14 protein-coding genes, 1 tRNA gene and 1 other RNA gene are annotated in these 16,353 nt (G+C 70.0%); 12 read left to right on the top strand and 4 right to left on the bottom strand.

From position 1 onward, the window contains the following. The first annotated feature begins 147 nt into the window (after positions 1-147). Positions 148-552, top strand: coding sequence for a winged helix-turn-helix domain-containing protein (locus tag ID554_RS33135; RefSeq protein ID WP_117227290.1), 405 nt, complete (start codon positions 148-150; stop codon positions 550-552). Positions 553-841: 289 nt separating this feature from the next. Further along, positions 842-1,162 carry a hypothetical protein gene (locus tag ID554_RS16805; protein WP_147333420.1) on the top strand — a complete coding sequence of 107 codons (321 nt, stop codon included), beginning with the start codon at positions 842-844 and terminating at the stop codon, positions 1,160-1,162. A gap of 69 nt (positions 1,163-1,231) precedes the next feature. Here ID554_RS16805 and ID554_RS16810 read toward each other — a convergent pair. After that, positions 1,232-1,316, bottom strand: a tRNA-Ser gene (locus ID554_RS16810). A gap of 81 nt (positions 1,317-1,397) precedes the next feature. Between ID554_RS16810 and ffs the strand changes: the two genes are divergently transcribed. The 9 genes from ffs to ID554_RS16855 all read left to right on the top strand — a co-directional run bounded on the left by ffs (position 1,398) and on the right by ID554_RS16855 (position 11,795). Continuing rightward, positions 1,398-1,487, top strand: an RNA gene (gene ffs / locus ID554_RS16815) — signal recognition particle sRNA small type. 211 nt (positions 1,488-1,698) lie between these two features. Beyond that, entirely contained in the window at positions 1,699-4,557 is a 2,859-nt protein-coding gene (locus ID554_RS16820) for a DNA polymerase III subunit gamma and tau (protein ID WP_117227292.1), read from the top strand. A gap of 124 nt (positions 4,558-4,681) precedes the next feature. Next, positions 4,682-4,990 carry a YbaB/EbfC family nucleoid-associated protein gene (locus ID554_RS16825; RefSeq protein ID WP_223884120.1) on the top strand — a complete coding sequence of 103 codons (309 nt, stop codon included), beginning with the start codon at positions 4,682-4,684 and terminating at the stop codon, positions 4,988-4,990. Positions 4,991-4,998: 8 nt separating this feature from the next. Continuing rightward, on the top strand, positions 4,999-5,592 hold the full coding sequence (gene recR, locus ID554_RS16830; RefSeq protein ID WP_117227294.1) for a recombination mediator RecR: 594 nt from the start codon (positions 4,999-5,001) through the stop codon (positions 5,590-5,592). Between the two features lie 260 nt (positions 5,593-5,852). Further along, positions 5,853-7,514: an ABC transporter substrate-binding protein gene (locus ID554_RS16835; protein ID WP_117227295.1), complete on the top strand. Its 1,662-nt coding sequence runs from the start codon at positions 5,853-5,855 to the stop codon at positions 7,512-7,514. 78 nt (positions 7,515-7,592) lie between these two features. Further along, positions 7,593-8,597, top strand: coding sequence for an ABC transporter permease (locus ID554_RS16840; protein ID WP_117227296.1), 1,005 nt, complete (start codon positions 7,593-7,595; stop codon positions 8,595-8,597). Next, positions 8,594-9,556, top strand: coding sequence for an ABC transporter permease (locus ID554_RS16845; RefSeq protein ID WP_117227297.1), 963 nt, complete (start codon positions 8,594-8,596; stop codon positions 9,554-9,556). The genes ID554_RS16840 and ID554_RS16845 overlap by 4 nt, the downstream gene beginning before the upstream one ends. Positions 9,557-9,567: 11 nt before the next feature. Beyond that, on the top strand, positions 9,568-10,695 hold the full coding sequence (locus ID554_RS16850) for an ABC transporter ATP-binding protein (protein WP_223884121.1): 1,128 nt from the start codon (positions 9,568-9,570) through the stop codon (positions 10,693-10,695). After that, complete coding sequence (locus tag ID554_RS16855; protein ID WP_117227298.1) at positions 10,692-11,795, top strand: ABC transporter ATP-binding protein; 1,104 nt, start codon at positions 10,692-10,694, stop codon at positions 11,793-11,795. The genes ID554_RS16850 and ID554_RS16855 overlap by 4 nt, the downstream gene beginning before the upstream one ends. A 79-nt stretch (positions 11,796-11,874) precedes the next feature. On the opposite strand, the gene ID554_RS32780 is transcribed toward ID554_RS16855, so the two are convergent. Both ID554_RS32780 and ID554_RS16865 read right to left on the bottom strand, forming a co-directional pair. Further along, positions 11,875-12,285 carry a hypothetical protein gene (locus ID554_RS32780; protein ID WP_317985229.1) on the bottom strand — a complete coding sequence of 137 codons (411 nt, stop codon included), beginning with the start codon at positions 12,283-12,285 and terminating at the stop codon, positions 11,875-11,877. Continuing rightward, on the bottom strand, positions 12,183-12,842 hold the full coding sequence (locus tag ID554_RS16865) for an HNH endonuclease family protein (protein ID WP_117227300.1): 660 nt from the start codon (positions 12,840-12,842) through the stop codon (positions 12,183-12,185). The genes ID554_RS32780 and ID554_RS16865 overlap by 103 nt, the downstream gene beginning before the upstream one ends. A gap of 108 nt (positions 12,843-12,950) precedes the next feature. Between ID554_RS16865 and ID554_RS16870 the strand changes: the two genes are divergently transcribed. Then, a complete protein-coding gene (locus tag ID554_RS16870) occupies positions 12,951-14,447 on the top strand; it encodes an MFS transporter (RefSeq protein ID WP_117227301.1) in 1,497 nt (498 codons plus the stop codon). Positions 14,448-14,502: 55 nt separating this feature from the next. On the opposite strand, the gene leuA is transcribed toward ID554_RS16870, so the two are convergent. After that, entirely contained in the window at positions 14,503-16,263 is a 1,761-nt protein-coding gene (leuA, locus tag ID554_RS16875) for a 2-isopropylmalate synthase (RefSeq protein ID WP_117227302.1), read from the bottom strand. Between the last annotated feature and the right edge of the window lie 90 nt (positions 16,264-16,353).

Raw genomic sequence — 16,353 nt, forward strand, 5'->3', positions numbered from 1 at the left:
GCGCCGTCGTGGGCGGCTGCTACTGTGTCGCTAGCGCGCTGGGGTCGGACCGCACATCCGGCCCCTTTTTCATGCCTGGAGGTGCGCCAACTCGTGGACATGTGTCCACGAGGCGACGTGTCTACGAGGCGTCCTAGCGTCGCGAGCATGATCGATCCGGCGTCCGGGGTGCCTGTCTACCGGCAGCTCGCCGACGTGCTGCGGGCGCGCATCGTCGCAGGTGAGTGGCTTCCTGGTGCGCGCCTGCCGTCGGAGACCCGCCTAGTGCAGGAATATGGGATCGGGCGTACGACCGTGCGACGGGCGATTGCGGCACTACGGTCTGCTGGCGTCATTGAGGTCGTGCACGGATGGGGGATGCGTGTGCCGCTGCCGCGCGAGGTGGAGCGAGTGCGCGGCGAGAGTGGATCGGTCGTCTCGGTGCGGATGCCAACGCCGCTGGAGCGCGCCACCTGGGCGCTGGCTGACGGCGTACCGATGGTCGTGGTGACCGGCCCGGATGGCCTCGCCGAGGCGTTCCCCGGTGACCGAACCGAGATCGACATCCCGTAGGCGAGCTACGCCCGATACCTCGGTTCCGGCATATTCCGCCACTCCACACAGAATGCATCACAATCCATATTGACGGATGTGCCTGACTGTGCTGACTCTGGGTGGTGATCAAGGGGTGTCACTGCCTGGATGACTACCGAGCGTTGCCCTTGTAGCACTCAGGCCGAATGGCTGGAATCGTCGCTCGTCTGGACCGTAATGGCCCGTCCAGTGGGTGTTGGCCCCGTGATCCCACGGAGTGAAATCGCTCTCTCTTTACGTCTGCGTTACGAAATGGGGGATCGCGACGATGCAGAGCAGGGTCGTTTTTGCCTGCGTGCTGGCCTGCTGGCTGCTGGTGGCGACAGTCGGGCAGTTGCTCGCCGACCGGGTGTTCCTGGTCGTGTTGGGCGCGGTGATGGTTGTGACCGTCTACGTGTGGGTGCGCTGCACCCTCAAGGCGGTCGAGCGGCAGCGGTCGCCTGAGAGACACCAGGCGGAGCTGGAAGACGTGCGGCGCCGGGCTGAGGCTCGGGGCTACGTGGCCGGAGCGCGGAAGCGACTCGATAGCGAAGGGTCGATGCGTCTGCGCCTCGTGCGGGGGGATGGTCAGAGGCCGCACCCCTACTAGTCCCCTAAAGATCATCAGGCCCGGTCGCGAGACCGGGCCTGACCTGCAACTCTGATCGGCTGCTACGAGCGGAGGATACGAGATTCGAACTCGTGAGGGTGTAAACCCAACACGCTTTCCAAGCGTGCGCCCTAGGCCGCTAGGCGAATCCTCCGTCGAACAGGATACAGGTCTCCTTCGACCCGCCTACCCCACCACCCCCTGAGGATCGGGGACGGGTCGGGTAGGCTGGTGCCACCTCCCGTGCGGCGGTATCTCGTGAACCTCCCCAGGGCCGGAAGGCAGCAAGGATAAGCGAGCTCTGCCGGGTGCACGGGAGGCCTTTCTGTCTCCGGCACCGTGCCTCCCCTCCCACCCAGCGTGGTCGGGCGCTGATCTGTCGGTGTTAACAAGGGGCCCTTCCTCTACCGGAGGCGTTAACAAGGTGCCCTTCCTTACACTCGGCGCTGCATCCGGAGCACCCCGACCAGCGGGGTGGGTGGTCAGTGGGGTGTGCGCGGGGCGAGAATGGCGCGGTCGAGAGGAGGCGGGACGCCGTGGCACTGGCGCTCTACCGCAAGTACCGGCCGCGTACCTTCGCCGAGGTCATCGGGCAGGAGCACGTCACCGACCCGCTGTCGCAGGCGCTGCGCAGCGGGCGGCTCAACCATGCGTACCTCTTCTCGGGGCCGCGTGGCTGCGGCAAGACCTCCAGCGCCCGCATCCTGGCCCGCTCGCTCAACTGCGAGCACGGTCCGACCCCGGAGCCCTGCGGCACCTGTGACTCGTGTCGCTCGCTGAGCGGTGACGGGGCCGGCTCGATCGACGTCATCGAGATCGACGCGGCCAGCCACGGTGGTGTGGACGACGCCCGTGAGCTGCGGGAGAAGGCTTTCTTCGCGCCGGCCAACAGCCGTTTCAAGATCTATGTCATCGACGAGGCGCACATGGTCTCGTCGGCCGGCTTCAACGCCCTGCTCAAGCTGGTCGAGGAGCCGCCGGAATACGTCAAGTTCATCTTCGCCACCACCGAGCCGGAGAAGGTCCTCGGCACGATCAAGTCGCGGACCCACCACTACCCGTTCCGGCTGATCCCGCCGAAGGTGCTCCGGCCCTACCTGGAGCAGCTCACCGAGGCCGAGGGCGTGCAGGTCGAGCCGGCGGTGTTCCCGCTGGTCGTCCGCGCCGGTGGGGGCAGCGCCCGGGACAGCCTCTCGGTGCTCGACCAGCTCATCGCCGGTGCCGGCCCGGACGGGGTCAGCTATGCCCGGGCCGCCGCGTTGCTCGGGGTCACCGACGCGGCGTTGATCGACGAGATGTGCGACGCGCTGGCGGCCGGGGACGGCGCGGCGGCGTACGCGACCGTCGACCGGGTGGCCGAGGCCGGGCACGACCCGCGCCGGTTCGCCTCGGACCTGCTGGAACGCCTGCGCGACCTGATCGTGCTGCAGCAGGTGCCGGACGCCGCCACCAAGGGGCTCATCGACGGGCCGGACGACCAGATCGAGCGGATGGCCGCCCAGGCCCAGCAGCTCGGGCCGGGCACGCTGTCCCGGTGCGCCGACATCGTGCACGACGGCCTGGTGGAGATGCGGGGCACCACCGCGCCCCGGCTGCTGCTGGAACTGATCTGCGCCCGGATGCTCCTGCCCGGCGTCGACGACTCCACCGGCGGCCTGCTCCAGCGCCTGGAACGCATGGAACGTCGGCTCACACTCGCCGGCACGGACGCGCCGCCGGCCGCCGTCGGCTCCGCACCCGCGACCGAGCCCGCCGCCGTACGCACGACGACTCCCGCCGCGCCCGCGGCTGCCGCCGCGAACCGGGCCGGGACCGGCACGCCGGCTCCCGCCCCCACCTCGACGGTGCACTCCGGTCCGACCGGCGACGCCCCGACGGGGAACGCCGCACCCTCGTCGGGCCACGACTCCGACGCTGATGTCGGGGGCGGCGTCGGCGCGGGAGGATCGGGCGGTGGTCCCGGCGTCGGCGACGTGGGCCAGGTCGACGCGGCAGGACCTGCCACGCGTCGTCCGGTGCCGCCGTCGGCCGTCATGCCTGACCCGGCGACCCCGGAGCCGCCCCGCCCCGGTGCGACGACGCCCGGGGTACTGGACGCGGTGGCGGTGCGCCGGGCCTGGCCCGAGGTGGTCGGCAAGGTCAACCGGAGCAACAAGCGGATCGCCGCGCTGATGCGGGACGCGGTGGTGCGGGACCTCGACGGCGACACGCTCGTGGTGACCGTGAAGTCGGGTGTGCTGGCCAAGATGATGACCGACCACGCCCGGGTGCTCACCGACGCGCTCTACGAGGAGTTGGGCGGGCGCTGGCAGATCCGGTGCGAGGTGGCCGGCGAGCGGGGCGGCATGTCGCCCGGCAATCCCCGTGCCGCCGTCTCGGCCCCTGCCCGGCCGACGCCCGCCGCCGAGGCTCCCGGCCGCCCCGCCGGTGCGGGGACCTCGGCCGACAACGGTTCGCGCGACGGCACACCCCACCCGGGTCCCGCCGGTCGGGCCGCAGGCCCTGCCGGTCGTCCCGGTGGCGCCGACACAGGTTCTGGTGGCGTCGCCACCGCAGGTCCCGGTGGTACGGCCGACGCGGGTCGTGCCGGGGGCACGGCCAGCGCGCCTCCCGGTGGTGCGGCTGGTTCCGTACGCTCCGAGGGCGCCGCCAACGCGGGTTCCGGTGCCGCGCGCCCCGCTGGCGAGGCCGACGCGGGTGCGCCCGGTGCCGCTGGGCGACCGCAGGGACGGGCCGGTGGCGACGGAGGTCCGTCGACCATGTCAACCGAGGACGACGAGGGCTGGCCGGAGCCGGCGCGTCCCGGTGGCTCTACGCAGCCCGCCGAGTCGGATGGGTCGGACGAGGGCTGGCCGCAGGCGGCTCGACCGGGCGGCGTGTCCGCGTCGACCGGGGCCGCCTCGGCAGCGCAGGCCACGGCCGCGAAGGGCCGATCCGCCCCGGCGTCGGGCGGTAGCGCCGTGGACGCTGCGGCAGGCCGGTCCGGTGCGTCGGCCCCGCCCCGGCAGGCGCCGGCGGGCAACGGCAACGGCGGCGCCGGTGGCGCGCCGGTAAGCAGCGCGATCGCGGCGGCTCGGGCGGCGGCGGCCGGACGCGGTACGCGTACCGCGGGGGCGGGCACACGTACCGCTGCGGGGGGCCGGCGGACCGCGGACGCCGAGTTCGCCGGTGAGCCGCCGTACGATCCGGACTTCGACGGTCCGGCGCGCGGTGGCGGGCGTTCCGGCGGCCCACCGGCGGCGGCGCCGGTCTACGAGGGTTTCGACCCGGGCGACGAGCCGGGGGACGAGGTCATCGACGAGAAGACCGCCCGGGAGTCGGGCGAGGAGCAGGCGGTACGCCTGCTGCGGGAGGCGTTCGGCGCCGAGAAGATCGACGAGGTGCCGACCCGCTGACCCACGGACGGCACCCGACGGGCGGGGTGTGGCCGCCGGGTGCGGTCGGTGGGCATGGTTAGGGTGGGCGTGGTCTTGCAAACGAGTCGAGGGAGCCATCGTGCGGCCTGGTGGACAGCCGAACATGCAGCAGATGCTGAAGCAGGCGCAGAAGATGCAGCAGCAGATCGCCAAGGCGCAGGCCGAGTTGGCCGAGGCCGAGGTGAGCGGCACCGCCGGTGGCGGTCTCGTCACCGCGACCGCGTCCGGCGCCGGTGAGATCAAGAGCATCAAGATCGACCCGAAGGCGGTCGACCCGGAGGACGTGGAGACTCTGGAGGATCTGGTCCTCGCGGCGCTGCACAACGCCACCGCGGCGGCCCGTGAGCTGACCGACCAGAAGATGGGCCCGGTCGCGGGCGGGATGGGCGGCCTCGGCCTGCCCGGGTTCTGAGCCACCCGATGTACGAGGGTGCCATCCAGGATCTGATCGACGAGCTGGGGCGCCTGCCGGGCGTGGGCCCGAAGAGCGCCCAGCGGATCGCCTTCCACATCCTGTCGGCGGATCCGGCCGACGTGAACCGGCTGGCGGGCGCGCTGCGCAAGGTGAAGGACCTGGTGCGCTTCTGCACCGGTTGCTACAACGTGGCCGAGTCCGAGCAGTGCCGGATCTGCCGCGATCCGCGCCGCAGCGACGAGGTGATCTGCGTCGTCGAGGAGCCGAAGGACGTCGTCGCGATCGAGCGGACCGGTGAGTTCCGGGGGCGGTACCACGTGCTCGGCGGGGCGATCAATCCGCTGGAGGGAATCGGGCCGGACAACCTGCGCGTCCGGGAGCTGTTGGCCCGGCTCAGCGGCGGTGCGGTGCGGGAGCTGATCCTCGCCACCGACCCGAACACCGAGGGCGAGGCGACCGCGACGTACCTCGCTCTGATGGTCAAGCCGATGGGGATCTCGGTGACCAGGTTGGCCAGTGGCCTGCCGGTCGGTGGCGACCTGGAGTACGCCGACGAGATCACGTTGGGACGTGCCTTCGAGGGGCGTCGGGCCGTCTGACCGAGGTCGACAGGTGTGACACCGGCACCGGCAGGCCACCAGATGCATGTAACAGATTGATATCGATTGTTTAGGTCGTTGGTCCCTTTTGTCCAATGGGCTCTCGGCCCGACTCCTGGTGGCCGGTCACTAAGGACACGATCCGGTACCAAGAGCTTTACGCGGCGTTTCCCGGCGGTCGGAATGGGAGCTATGGTCACCGCCATCGGTGACCCCTGTCACCACGTTGTCCGTAACCCCAAGGACGAGGTGAAGCACCCATGCGTGCATCCAGGCCGAAGGTCGCTATCGCGGCCGTGGCGGCCGCGGCCCTCGCGGTAGCAGGCTGTGCCGAAAGCGATCGCGAAGGTTCCAGCGGTAGTAGCAACGAGACCCTCGTCTTCGGCGTCGCCGGAGACCCGAAGGTGCTCGACCCCAGCTTCGCCAGCGACGGTGAGTCGCTGCGTGTGGCGCGTCAGGTCTTCGAGACGCTGGTCCGCCCCGAGGAGGGCGGCACCAAGGTCAGCCCCGGCCTCGCCGAGTCCTGGGAGCCCGACGCGGCGGGTACGACGTGGACGTTCAAGCTGCGCTCCGGCGTGAAGTTCCACGACGGCACCGACTTCAACGCCGAGGCAGTCTGCACGAACTTCGATCGCTGGTACAACGCCAAGGGCCTCATGCAGAGCCCGGACGTGACGGCGTACTGGCAGGACATCATGGGCGGCTTCGCCGCCAACGAGGACGACACTCTCCCGGAGAGTCTCTTCAAGTCCTGCACCGCCACCGACGCGACCACGGTCAGCCTGGCCTTCACCCGGGTCTCCAGCAAGATCCCGGCCGCCCTGATGCTGCCGTCCTTCTCGATCCACAGCCCGAAGGCGTTGCAGGAGCACGACGCCAGCAACGTGACGGGCAGCGCGGACGACATCAAGTACCCGGCGTACGCGACCGGGCACCCGACCGGTACCGGTCCGTTCAAGTTCAGGTCCTGGGACGTACCGAACAAGACGCTGACCCTGGAGCGCAACGAGGACTACTGGGGCGAGAAGGCCAAGCTCAAGAGCCTGATCTTCCGCACCATCTCGGACGAGAATGCCCGCAAGCAGGCCCTGCGCTCGGGTGACATCCAAGGCTACGACCTGGTCGGACCGGCCGACGTCGAGCCGCTCAAGGGCGAGGGCTTCAACGTCCTGACCCGCCCGGCCTTCAACATCCTCTACCTGGCGATCAACCAGAAGGGGAACCCGAAGCTGGCCGATCTCAAGGTCCGGCAGGCGCTCGCGCACGCGATCAACCGGCAGGCGCTCGTCGACTCGAAGCTGCCCCCGGGCGCCCAGGTCGCGGTGAACTTCTTCCCCGAGACCGTCGAGGGCTGGAACGGCGACGTCACCAAGTACGACTACGACGTCGAGAAGGCCAAGTCGCTGCTGGCCGAGGCCGGCGCGTCGGACCTGACGCTGCGGTTCCACTACCCGACCGAGGTCACCCGGCCCTACATGCCGAACCCGAAGGACCTGTTCGAGCTGGTCTCGGCGGACCTCCAGGCGGCCGGCATCAAGATCGAGCCGATCCCGCTGAAGTGGAGCCCGGACTACCTCAACGCCACCACCTCCGGCTCCGCGCACGACCTGCACTTCCTCGGCTGGACCGGTGACTACGGCGACGGTTACAACTTCATCGGTACGTTCTTCGACCGGCAGAAGGACGAGTGGGGCTTCAACAACCCCGCGCTGTTCGAGAAGTTCAAGCAGGCGGACACCACCGCGGACCAGGCGGCCAAGGTGGCGCTCTACAAGGAGATCAACGCCGACATCATGAACTTCCTGCCCGGTGTGCCGATCTCGCACGCACCGCCGGCCATCGTGTTCGGCAAGGACGTGACCGGGGTCAAGGCGAGCCCGCTCACCGATGAGAGGTTCTCCACCGCCGAGTTCAAGTCCTGATCTGACGCACATAGAACGCGGGCGGGCGCTGTACCACAGCGCCCGCCCGCGACCCTCAGCACACCCTTCGAGGCCGCCGTGTTCCGGTTCATCGTCAGACGCCTCCTGCAGCTGATACCCACGCTGTTCGGGCTCTCCATCCTGTTGTTCATCTGGCTCCGCCGGCTGCCCGGTGGCCCCGAGACCGCCATCCTCGGCGAGCGGGGCACACCCGAGATGCGCGCCGCGATCCGTCGCAATCTCGGCCTCGACGAGCCGATCCTGATCCAGTACGGCCGGTTCGTGCGGCGGATGGTCCGCCTGGACCTGGGTACGTCGATCTCCACCAAGCGTGAGGTCACCACCGAGTTCCTCCAGCGCTTCCCCGGCACCGTGGAGCTGACCGTCACCGCGATGGTGATCGCGATCGGCATCGGCATCCCGCTGGGCTACCTGGCCGCCCGCCGACGCGGCCGCTTCCTCGACCACGCCTCCGTCGGCGGGTCGCTGATCGGCATCTGCATCCCGGTCTTCTTCCTGGCGTACGTGCTGAAGGCGATCTTCTCGGAGAACCTCGGCTGGTTCCCCTCCAGCGGCCGCCAGGACCCGACGATCGGCGCGACCCGGATCACCAACTTCTTCGTCCTGGACGGGCTGATGACCCGGGAGTGGGACGCCGCCGCCGACGCGCTGTGGCATCTGGTCCTGCCCGGGCTCGCGCTGGCCAGCATCCCGCTGGCGATCATCGTCCGGATTACCCGGGCCAGCGTGCTGGAGGTGCTCAACGAGGACTTCGTCCGTACCGCCGAGGCCAAGGGCCTGACCGAGAACGTCGTACGCCGCCGGCACGTGCTGCGCAACGCGATGCTCCCGGTGGTGACCTCGATCGGTCTGCTCACCGGCGGTCTGCTCTCCGGTGCGGTGCTCACCGAGACGGTCTTCGCGTTCAGCGGGATCGGCGCCTTCCTCGCCGAGGCCATCAACCAGCGTGACTACCCGGTCCTGATGGGCTTCATCATGATCATTGCGGTGGTGTACGTCCTGGTGAACCTGATCGTGGACCTCTCGTACAGCCTGATCGACCCGAGGGTGAGGGTCCGATGACGATCATCAGTGGCAAGAAGCGCGAGAAGATCGACCGGCTCGCCGAACTCGCCGTGCGCGAGGAGGAGCGGGGCGTCAGCCTGTGGCAGGACGCCTTCCGCCGGCTGCGACGCAACCCGGCGGCCATCATCGGCGCGGTCATCCTGACCATCTTCGTGCTGGTCGCGCTCGTCGGCCCGTTCCTGGTGCCGTACGGGCCGACGGACACGATGGGCATCCGCGAGGGCGTGATCAGGCCGGGCGTCATCCCGGGCCCCTCCGCCGAGCACTGGTTCGGTTACGACCACCAGGGTCGGGACGTGTTCAGCCGGATGGTGGTGGGTGCCCGGCAGACCCTGTTGGTCGGCGTGGTGGCGACCCTGATCGGTCTGGCCGTCGGCGCGCTGATCGGTGGTGTCGCGGGTGCCGCCGCCGGCCTCGGTGGACGCTGGGGACGCTGGATCGACAGCGTCCTGATGCGGTTCATCGACATGTTGCTGGCACTGCCCAGCCTGCTGCTCGCGGTCAGCATCGCGGCCCTGCTCGGACGGAGCCTGACCACCGTGATGATCGCGGTCGGCATGGTCTCGGTGCCGGTCTTCGCGCGGCTGCTGCGCGGCTCGATGATCGTGCAGTCGAACAGCGACTACGTGCTCGCCGCCAATTCGCTCGGCGTACGCAAGTCGAAGATCGCTCTGACCCATGTGCTGCCGAACTCGCTCGCCCCGGTCATCGTCCAGGCGACGCTGACCCTGGCCACCGCGATCATCGAGGCCGCTGCGCTGTCCTTCCTCGGGCTCGGCAACCCCAACTCGGCCACCCCCGAGTGGGGCGTGATGCTGGCCGACGCGCAGCAGTACCTGGGGGTACGGCCGGAGTTGGCCATCTATCCGGCAGTGGCCATCATCATCACCGCGTTGGGCTTCACCCTGCTCGGTGAGGCGATGCGTGAGGCCCTTGACCCGAAGCTGCGGAAGTAGGAGGGTTCGTAATGGCACTACTCGAAGTGGACGACCTCTCCGTCACCTTCGCCCGGCGCGGTCAGCGCGCCGTGCACGCCGTCGACGGGGTGTCCTTCGCGGTCGACGCCGGTGAGGTGGTCGGCCTGGTCGGTGAGTCCGGCTGCGGCAAGTCGGTGACCTCGCTGGCCATCATGGGCCTGCTGCCCAAGCAGCCCGGTCTGCGGGTGGGCGGCAAGGCGGTGTTCGACGGCACGGACCTGCTCCAGCTCGACGACCGGTCCCGCCGGGACATCCGGGGCCGGGACATCGCGATGATCTTCCAGGATCCGCTGTCGTCACTGAACCCGGTCGTACCGATCGGGCTCCAGGTCACCGAGGTGCTGACCCGGCACCGGGGTATGAAGGGCGCGGCAGCGGCGAAGGAAGCCGCCGCGCTGCTTGACCGGGTCGGCATCCCCGATCCGACGCGGCGGCTCAAGGAGTACCCGCACCAGCTCTCCGGCGGGATGCGGCAGCGGGCGTTGATCGCGATGGCGGTGGCCTGCCAGCCCCGGCTGCTGATCGCCGACGAGCCCACCACGGCGCTCGACGTCACCATCCAGGCCCAGATCCTGGAACTGCTCAAGGATCTGGTCCGGGACTCCGGCACCGCGCTGGTGATGATCACGCACGATCTGGGCGTGGTCGCCGGCATGTGCGACACGATCAACGTGCTCTACGGCGGCCGGGTGGTGGAGACCGCCCGACGGCGTCCGCTGTTCCGCGAGCCTCGGCACCCGTACACGGTGGGGTTGCTCGGCTCGGTGCCACGCCTGGACGCCGGGCGGGGTGAGCGGCTCAACCCGATTTCCGGCTCGGTGCGTGACCTGCTGCCCTGGCCGGAAGGCTGCGCCTTCGCCCCGCGCTGCACCCGCCGGGTGGACGCCTGTGTCGGCCAGCCGCCGGAGATGGTTCTCACCCACGGCGGTCGCAGCTACCGTTGCGTCAACCCGGCCCCGCTGCCGGGCGCCACGCCGACCTCGCCGTCCACCGAGGCGCCGTCGTCCATCGAGGCCGCACCGCTCGCTGAGGTGTCGCCGGCTGCGGAGGCGCCGACGTCCGTCGAGGTGTCGGGTGCCGGCCAGGTGCCCGCGCCGCGCGAGGAGGAGAAGTCATGACCGAGACCGACGTCCTCGTCGAGGTACGGGACCTCAAGGTGCACTTTCCGATCACGCGGGGGGTGCTGTTCGACCGGACGGTCGGCCACGTCAAGGCGGTCGACGGCGTCGATCTGAGCATCCCGCGCGGCAAGACGTACGGCCTGGTCGGCGAGTCGGGCTGCGGCAAGTCGACGCTCGGTCGGGCGCTGCTCCAGCTCAACCCGCCCACTGCGGGCGAGGTGCGCTTCGACGGGGTGGAGTTGACCACGCTCGCGCCGCGCAAGCTGCGGACCATGCGTCGGCGGATGCAGATGATCTTCCAGGATCCGATGTCCAGCCTCGACCCGAGGCAGAACGTCGAGTCGATCCTCACCGAGGGCCTGCAGACGCACGGCATCGGCGGCGACCGGGACGGCCGCCGGAAGATCATCGGCGAGACGCTGGACAAGGTGGGCCTGCCCCGCTGGGCACTGTCCCGCTACCCGCACGAGTTCTCCGGCGGTCAGCGGCAGCGCATCGGCATCGCTCGTGCGTTGGTGCTCGGGCCGGAGCTGATCGTCGCCGACGAGCCGGTCTCCGCACTGGACGTGTCGATCCAGGCACAGGTGATCAACCTGCTCGACGAGTTGCAGGACAGCCTCGGCCTGACCTTCCTGGTGATCGCGCACGACCTGGCGGTGGTGCGGCACATCTCCGACACCGTCGGCGTGATGTACCTGGGCGGCCTGGTCGAGGAGGCACCCAGCGACCGGCTCTACACCGAGCCGCTGCACCCGTACACCCGGGCGCTGATGTCGGCGGTGCCGGTGCCGGACCCGGACGTGGAGGACCGCCGGGAGCGGATCCTGCTCTCCGGCGACCTGCCCTCGCCGGCCAACCCGCCGTCGGGTTGCCGCTTCCACACCCGGTGCCCGTGGGCGCAGCCGACCCGGTGCGCCGACGAGCGGCCGGTGCTGCGGGAAATCGGCGGCAGCCGGGTCGCCTGTCACTTCGCCGAGCAGATCGCCAGCGGCGAGCTGCGGCCGCACAAGGTGAGTGCGGAGATCGTCCGCCCGGAGGGCGAGGGCGAGGAGCCCGGCGTGGTCTCCGCGCCCAGCGAGCCGGGCACGTTCGTCTAGCCGAGATGTTAGGAGGGGTCCCTTTCTATGCCGCAGGCGTTAGAAAGGGACCCCTCCTAACATCCAGGTGCAACCAGGATCAGCCCTCGGGGCGGTCCAGTAGGCCGACCGCGATGCTGTGCACCGCGTCCAGTCCGGCGGCGTCGGCCAGCGCGGCGCTGCCGCCGGTGACCGCATACCACTCGTCGGCGTCCTTGTACTGCACGTGGAGGGTGACCCGACCGTCGGCGAGGTCGGTGCGTAGGGTCAGCTCCCCGGTGACCACACCGACCTCGTCGGTCATCACCCCGCCCGGTCCGGGCACGATGTCCGTGGTCCGGCTCTGCGGGCCGGTGGCGCCGCAGGCGTCGGGCGTCCGTGCGGACGCCGGGGTGCCGCCGGCTCCGGTTACGGCTTGCTCTCCCATGTGCAGCCCTCCAACATGTCGGCCAGCGCGGCCTTCTCGGCACTGGTGATCGCGAGCTTCCAGTGGTGCTTCACCGCCACCCAGTCGCCGGCATACTGGCACCAGTATGACCGGTTTGGCGGTTTCCACTGGGACGGATCCTGATCACCCTTTGCCCGGTTGGAGGAGGCCGAAACCGCGAAGAGTTGGGGCCGGTCGAGATCGTTCGCGAAGTCGCTACGCTTCGAGTCGTCCCACTCGTCGGCGCCGGAACGCCACGCGTTGGCGAGCGGGACCATGTGGTCGATGTCCACGCTGGACGGGTCGGTGAAGGTCCGCCCGTCGTACACGCTCTCCCAGTTGCCACCCACCACGTTGCACCCGGAGTGCTGGATGTCCTTGCCGTCGCGCTCCAGCACGGTGTCGCGGACGTCGCAGTTCTGGCCGGTCTTGCGCCAGTGTGAGAAGCGGTTGCGGCTGTAGCCGCGCATCGGGTTGGCCTCGGCGACGGTCAGTTCGGAGAGCATCTGGGTGGCGGTGCCGCCGTCACCGCTCGGCGTCACCTCCGGTTCCACCAACTCGACGCAACCGGCCGCGCCTAGGGTCAGCGCCGCGGCGAGCGCGAGCGCCCCGAGGGCGCGAGGTCCTGATCTGGTACGCACAGACGACACCTCTCCAGCTTGCGGGCTTTTGGCGATCCCGCACAGTACCCGGGCGTGGTTTCGGCGTTTCGCGGTGTCTCACGGATGGCGCACGGCACATTGGTAGTCATGCCCGATACCGCGCCCGCCCTCCGGCTGAGATCGCACGCCGGCCGGGGCACCCTGGCCGTCGCCGTCCTCGCCTCCGGGATGGTCTTCCTGGACACCACCGTGGTCAACGTGGCCCTGCCCCGACTCGGCGCAGACCTGGGCGCCTCGGTGGCGGGGCTACAGTGGACGGTGAACGGCTACCTGCTCACGCTGGCCGCGTTCGTGCTGCTCGGCGGGGCGCTCGGCGACCGCTTCGGGCGGCGGCGGATCTTCCTGCTGGGCGTGGTCTGGTTCACCGCCGCCTCGGTGCTGTGCGGGCTGGCGCTGCGTACCGACTGGCTGGTGGCCGCGCGGTTCCTCCAGGGTGCCGGCGGCGCGCTGCTCACCCCCGGCTCGCTGTCGCTGCTCCAGGCCAGCTTCCACCCCGACGACCGGGGCAAGGTCATCGGGGCCTGGTCCGGGCTGTCCGGCGTCTCCACGGCGCTCGGCCCGTTCATCGGCGGATGGCTGATCGACGCGCTCTCCTGGCGATGGATCTTCTTCCTGAACCTCCCGTTGGCCGTGCTGGTGGTGCTGGCCACGCTGCGTTGGGTGCCGGAGAGCCGGGACGAGAGCGCCTCGCGTAGCAGGGGCGGAGGTCGACGCTTCGACGTGGCCGGTGCGCTGCTCGGCGTGTTGGCTCTGGCTGGCGTCACGTACGCGCTCGTCGACGCGCCCGGTCGAGGGATCAGCTCGCCCGCCGTACTGGTGGCGGTCCTGGTCGCGGTGCTCGCCGCGCTGGCGTTCGTGTTCGTGGAGCGGCGTCGTGGCGAGACCGCGATGCTGCCCACCGGCCTGTTCGGCAGCCAGCTCTTCTCGGTGCTGAACGTCTTCACCGTGCTGGTGTACGCCGCGCTCGGCGGATTCACCTTCTTCTTCGCCGTCTACCTGCAGAACGTGGTCGGCTGGTCGGCGTTGCTCACCGGCCTGGCCCTGCTGCCGATGACGGTGCTGCTGCTGATAGGTTCGCCGAAGGCGGGCGCGCTGTCGGCGAAGATCGGGCCGAGGCTGCCGCTGACCGTCGGTCCGGTGCTGGCCGCCGTCGGGCTGCTGGTGCTGCGGGAGGTCGACGCGGGTGCGTCGTACTGGCGGCAGGTGCTGCCCGGGGTGGTGCTGTTCGGCGCCGGGCTGACCCTGGTGGTGGCGCCGCTGACCGCGTCCGTGCTGGCCGCCGTGGCGGACCGTTTCGCCGGGGTGGCCAGCGGCTTCAACAACGCCGCGTCCCGGGTCGGTGGTCTGCTGGCGGTGGCCGCGCTGCCGCTGCTGGTCGGGCTGACCGGCACGGGCTACGAGCAGCCCGCCGAACTCACCGCCGCCTACCGGGGCGCGCTGCTCTGGTGTGCCGCCCTGCTGGTGGCCGGGGCGGTCATCGCCGCCCTGCTGGTGCGCCGCCCGACCCGCCGTCCACCGCCCGCACAGCCCTGCCACTCCATGCCCGTCTCCACCCCGGACCACCCAGCCGCCCGGGACAGGTGAAAGGAAGGGTCCCCTGCTATGCAAAAAAGGCGATAGCAGGGGACCCTTCCTTTCATCAGAGCCGGCGGGCGCGGTTGACGGCGCTGGTGACCGCCTTCACGGAGGCGGTGACGATGTTCGCGTCCATGCCGACGCCCCAGACCGTCCGCCCGTCCACCTCGCACTCCACGTACGCGGCGGCCTGCGCGTCGCCGCCGGAGGAGAGCGCGTGCTCGTGGTAGTCGTGCACCCGTACGCTCACCCCGGCCGAGCCGAGCGCGTTGACGTACGCGTCGATCGGGCCGTTGCCGATCGCGCTCACCGAGCGGGCCTGGCCGTCCACGCCGATCTGCGCGGTGATCTCGACCTTGCCGTCGGCGCTGCCGATGACGTACTCGGTCAGCGTGGCCGCCGGGTCGGCCTGGTGGTCGAGCAGGTACTGCGTGGCGAAGATCTGCCACATGGTGTCCGGGCCGACCTCGCCACCGTCGTGGTCGGTGACCTGCTGCACCACGCCGGAGAACTCGATCTGGAGCCGCCGGGGCAGGTCGAGCTGGTGCTCGGTCTTCATGATGTACGCGACGCCGCCCTTGCCGGACTGCGAGTTGACTCGGATCACCGCCTCGTAGCTGCGGCCCAGGTCCTTCGGGTCGATCGGCAGGTACGGCACCGCCCAGGTGAAGTCGTCGACCGGTACGCCGGCCGCCGCCGCGTCGGCGTTCAGCGCGGCGAAGCCCTTGTTGATGGCGTCCTGGTGGGAGCCGGAGAAGGCGGTGTAGACCAGGTCACCGGCGTACGGGTGGCGCTCGTGCACGGGCAGTTGGTTGCAGTACTCGACGGCCCGCTTGACCTCGTCGATGTCGGAGAAGTCGATCATCGGGTCGATGCCCTGGGAGAAGAGGTTCAGGCCCAGCGTCACCAGGTCGACGTTGCCGGTGCGCTCGCCGTTGCCGAACAGGCATCCCTCGATCCGGTCCGCGCCGGCCAGCAGGCCCAGCTCGGCGGCGGCGACGCCGGTGCCCCGGTCGTTGTGCGGGTGCAGGCTGAGCACCAGGCTGTCGCGCCGGGGCAGGTGCCGGTGCATCCACTCGATCGAGTCGGCGTACACGTTCGGCATGGCCATCTCGACCGTGGCGGGCAGGTTGACGATCAGCTTGCGGTCCGGCGTGGGGTCGACGACCTCGATGACCTTGGCGCAGATTTCCAGCGCGTACTCCAGCTCGGTGCCGGTGTACGACTCCGGCGAGTACTCGTAGTGGATCTCCGTGTCCGGCGTGTGGATCTCCGCGTACTTCTGGCAGAGCCGGGCGCCGGTGGTGGCGATGTCGGCGATGCCGTCGCGGTCCAGCCCGAAGACCACCCGTCGTTGCAGCGTGGAGGTGGAGTTGTAGAAGTGCACGATCGCCCGGCGCGCGCCGCGCAGCGCCTCGAAGGTCCGGTCGATCAGGTGCTCCCGGCACTGCGTCAGCACCTGGATGGTGACGTCGGCGGGGATCATGTCCTGCTCGATGAGCTGCCGGACGAACTCGTAGTCGGTCTGGCTGGCCGACGGGAACCCGACCTCGATCTCCTTGTAGCCCATCTGGACCAGGAGCTGGAACATCCGGCGCTTACGCTCCGGCGACATCGGGTCGATCAGCGCCTGGTTGCCGTCGCGCAGGTCGACCGCGCACCAGCGCGGCGCGGTGTCGACGTGCCGGGTGGGCCAGGTGCGATCCGGCAGGTCGATCCGGAACTGCTGCTGGTAGGGCTGGTAGCGGCGGTGCGGCATCCGGCTGGGACGCTGCCGGGCGATGGCATCGGAATCAACGTCGGTGGTGCCGGCTGGGTGAGCCATGGCGGACTTCTCCTGGGGTCATGTGACGTCAGCGACGGGGGTCGGCAGGGATGCCGAGCGTAATGATCCGGGACTGTGCTGGCGGCGCGG

Origin of the sequence: Micromonospora craniellae, assembly GCF_014764405.1 — a bacterium.
Classification (GTDB): Bacteria; Actinomycetota; Actinomycetes; order Mycobacteriales; family Micromonosporaceae; genus Micromonospora; species Micromonospora craniellae.

Excerpts from the sequence above, each read along its gene's own strand:
- ID554_RS33135 (WP_117227290.1), top strand. The coding sequence starts at position 148 with ATGATCGATCCGGCGTCCGGGGTGCCTGTCTACCGGCAGCTCGCCGAC.
- ID554_RS16850 (WP_223884121.1), top strand. The coding sequence starts at position 9,568 with ATGGCACTACTCGAAGTGGACGACCTCTCCGTCACCTTCGCCCGGCGC.
- ID554_RS16870 (WP_117227301.1), top strand. The coding sequence starts at position 12,951 with ATGCCCGATACCGCGCCCGCCCTCCGGCTGAGATCGCACGCCGGCCGG.
- ID554_RS16855 (WP_117227298.1), top strand. The coding sequence starts at position 10,692 with ATGACCGAGACCGACGTCCTCGTCGAGGTACGGGACCTCAAGGTGCAC.
- ID554_RS16825 (WP_223884120.1), top strand. The coding sequence starts at position 4,682 with ATGCAGCAGATGCTGAAGCAGGCGCAGAAGATGCAGCAGCAGATCGCC.
- ID554_RS16845 (WP_117227297.1), top strand. The coding sequence starts at position 8,594 with ATGACGATCATCAGTGGCAAGAAGCGCGAGAAGATCGACCGGCTCGCC.
- recR (WP_117227294.1), top strand. The coding sequence starts at position 4,999 with ATGTACGAGGGTGCCATCCAGGATCTGATCGACGAGCTGGGGCGCCTG.
- ID554_RS16835 (WP_117227295.1), top strand. The coding sequence starts at position 5,853 with ATGCGTGCATCCAGGCCGAAGGTCGCTATCGCGGCCGTGGCGGCCGCG.
- leuA (WP_117227302.1), bottom strand. The coding sequence starts at position 16,263 with ATGGCTCACCCAGCCGGCACCACCGACGTTGATTCCGATGCCATCGCC.
- ID554_RS16805 (WP_147333420.1), top strand. The coding sequence starts at position 842 with ATGCAGAGCAGGGTCGTTTTTGCCTGCGTGCTGGCCTGCTGGCTGCTG.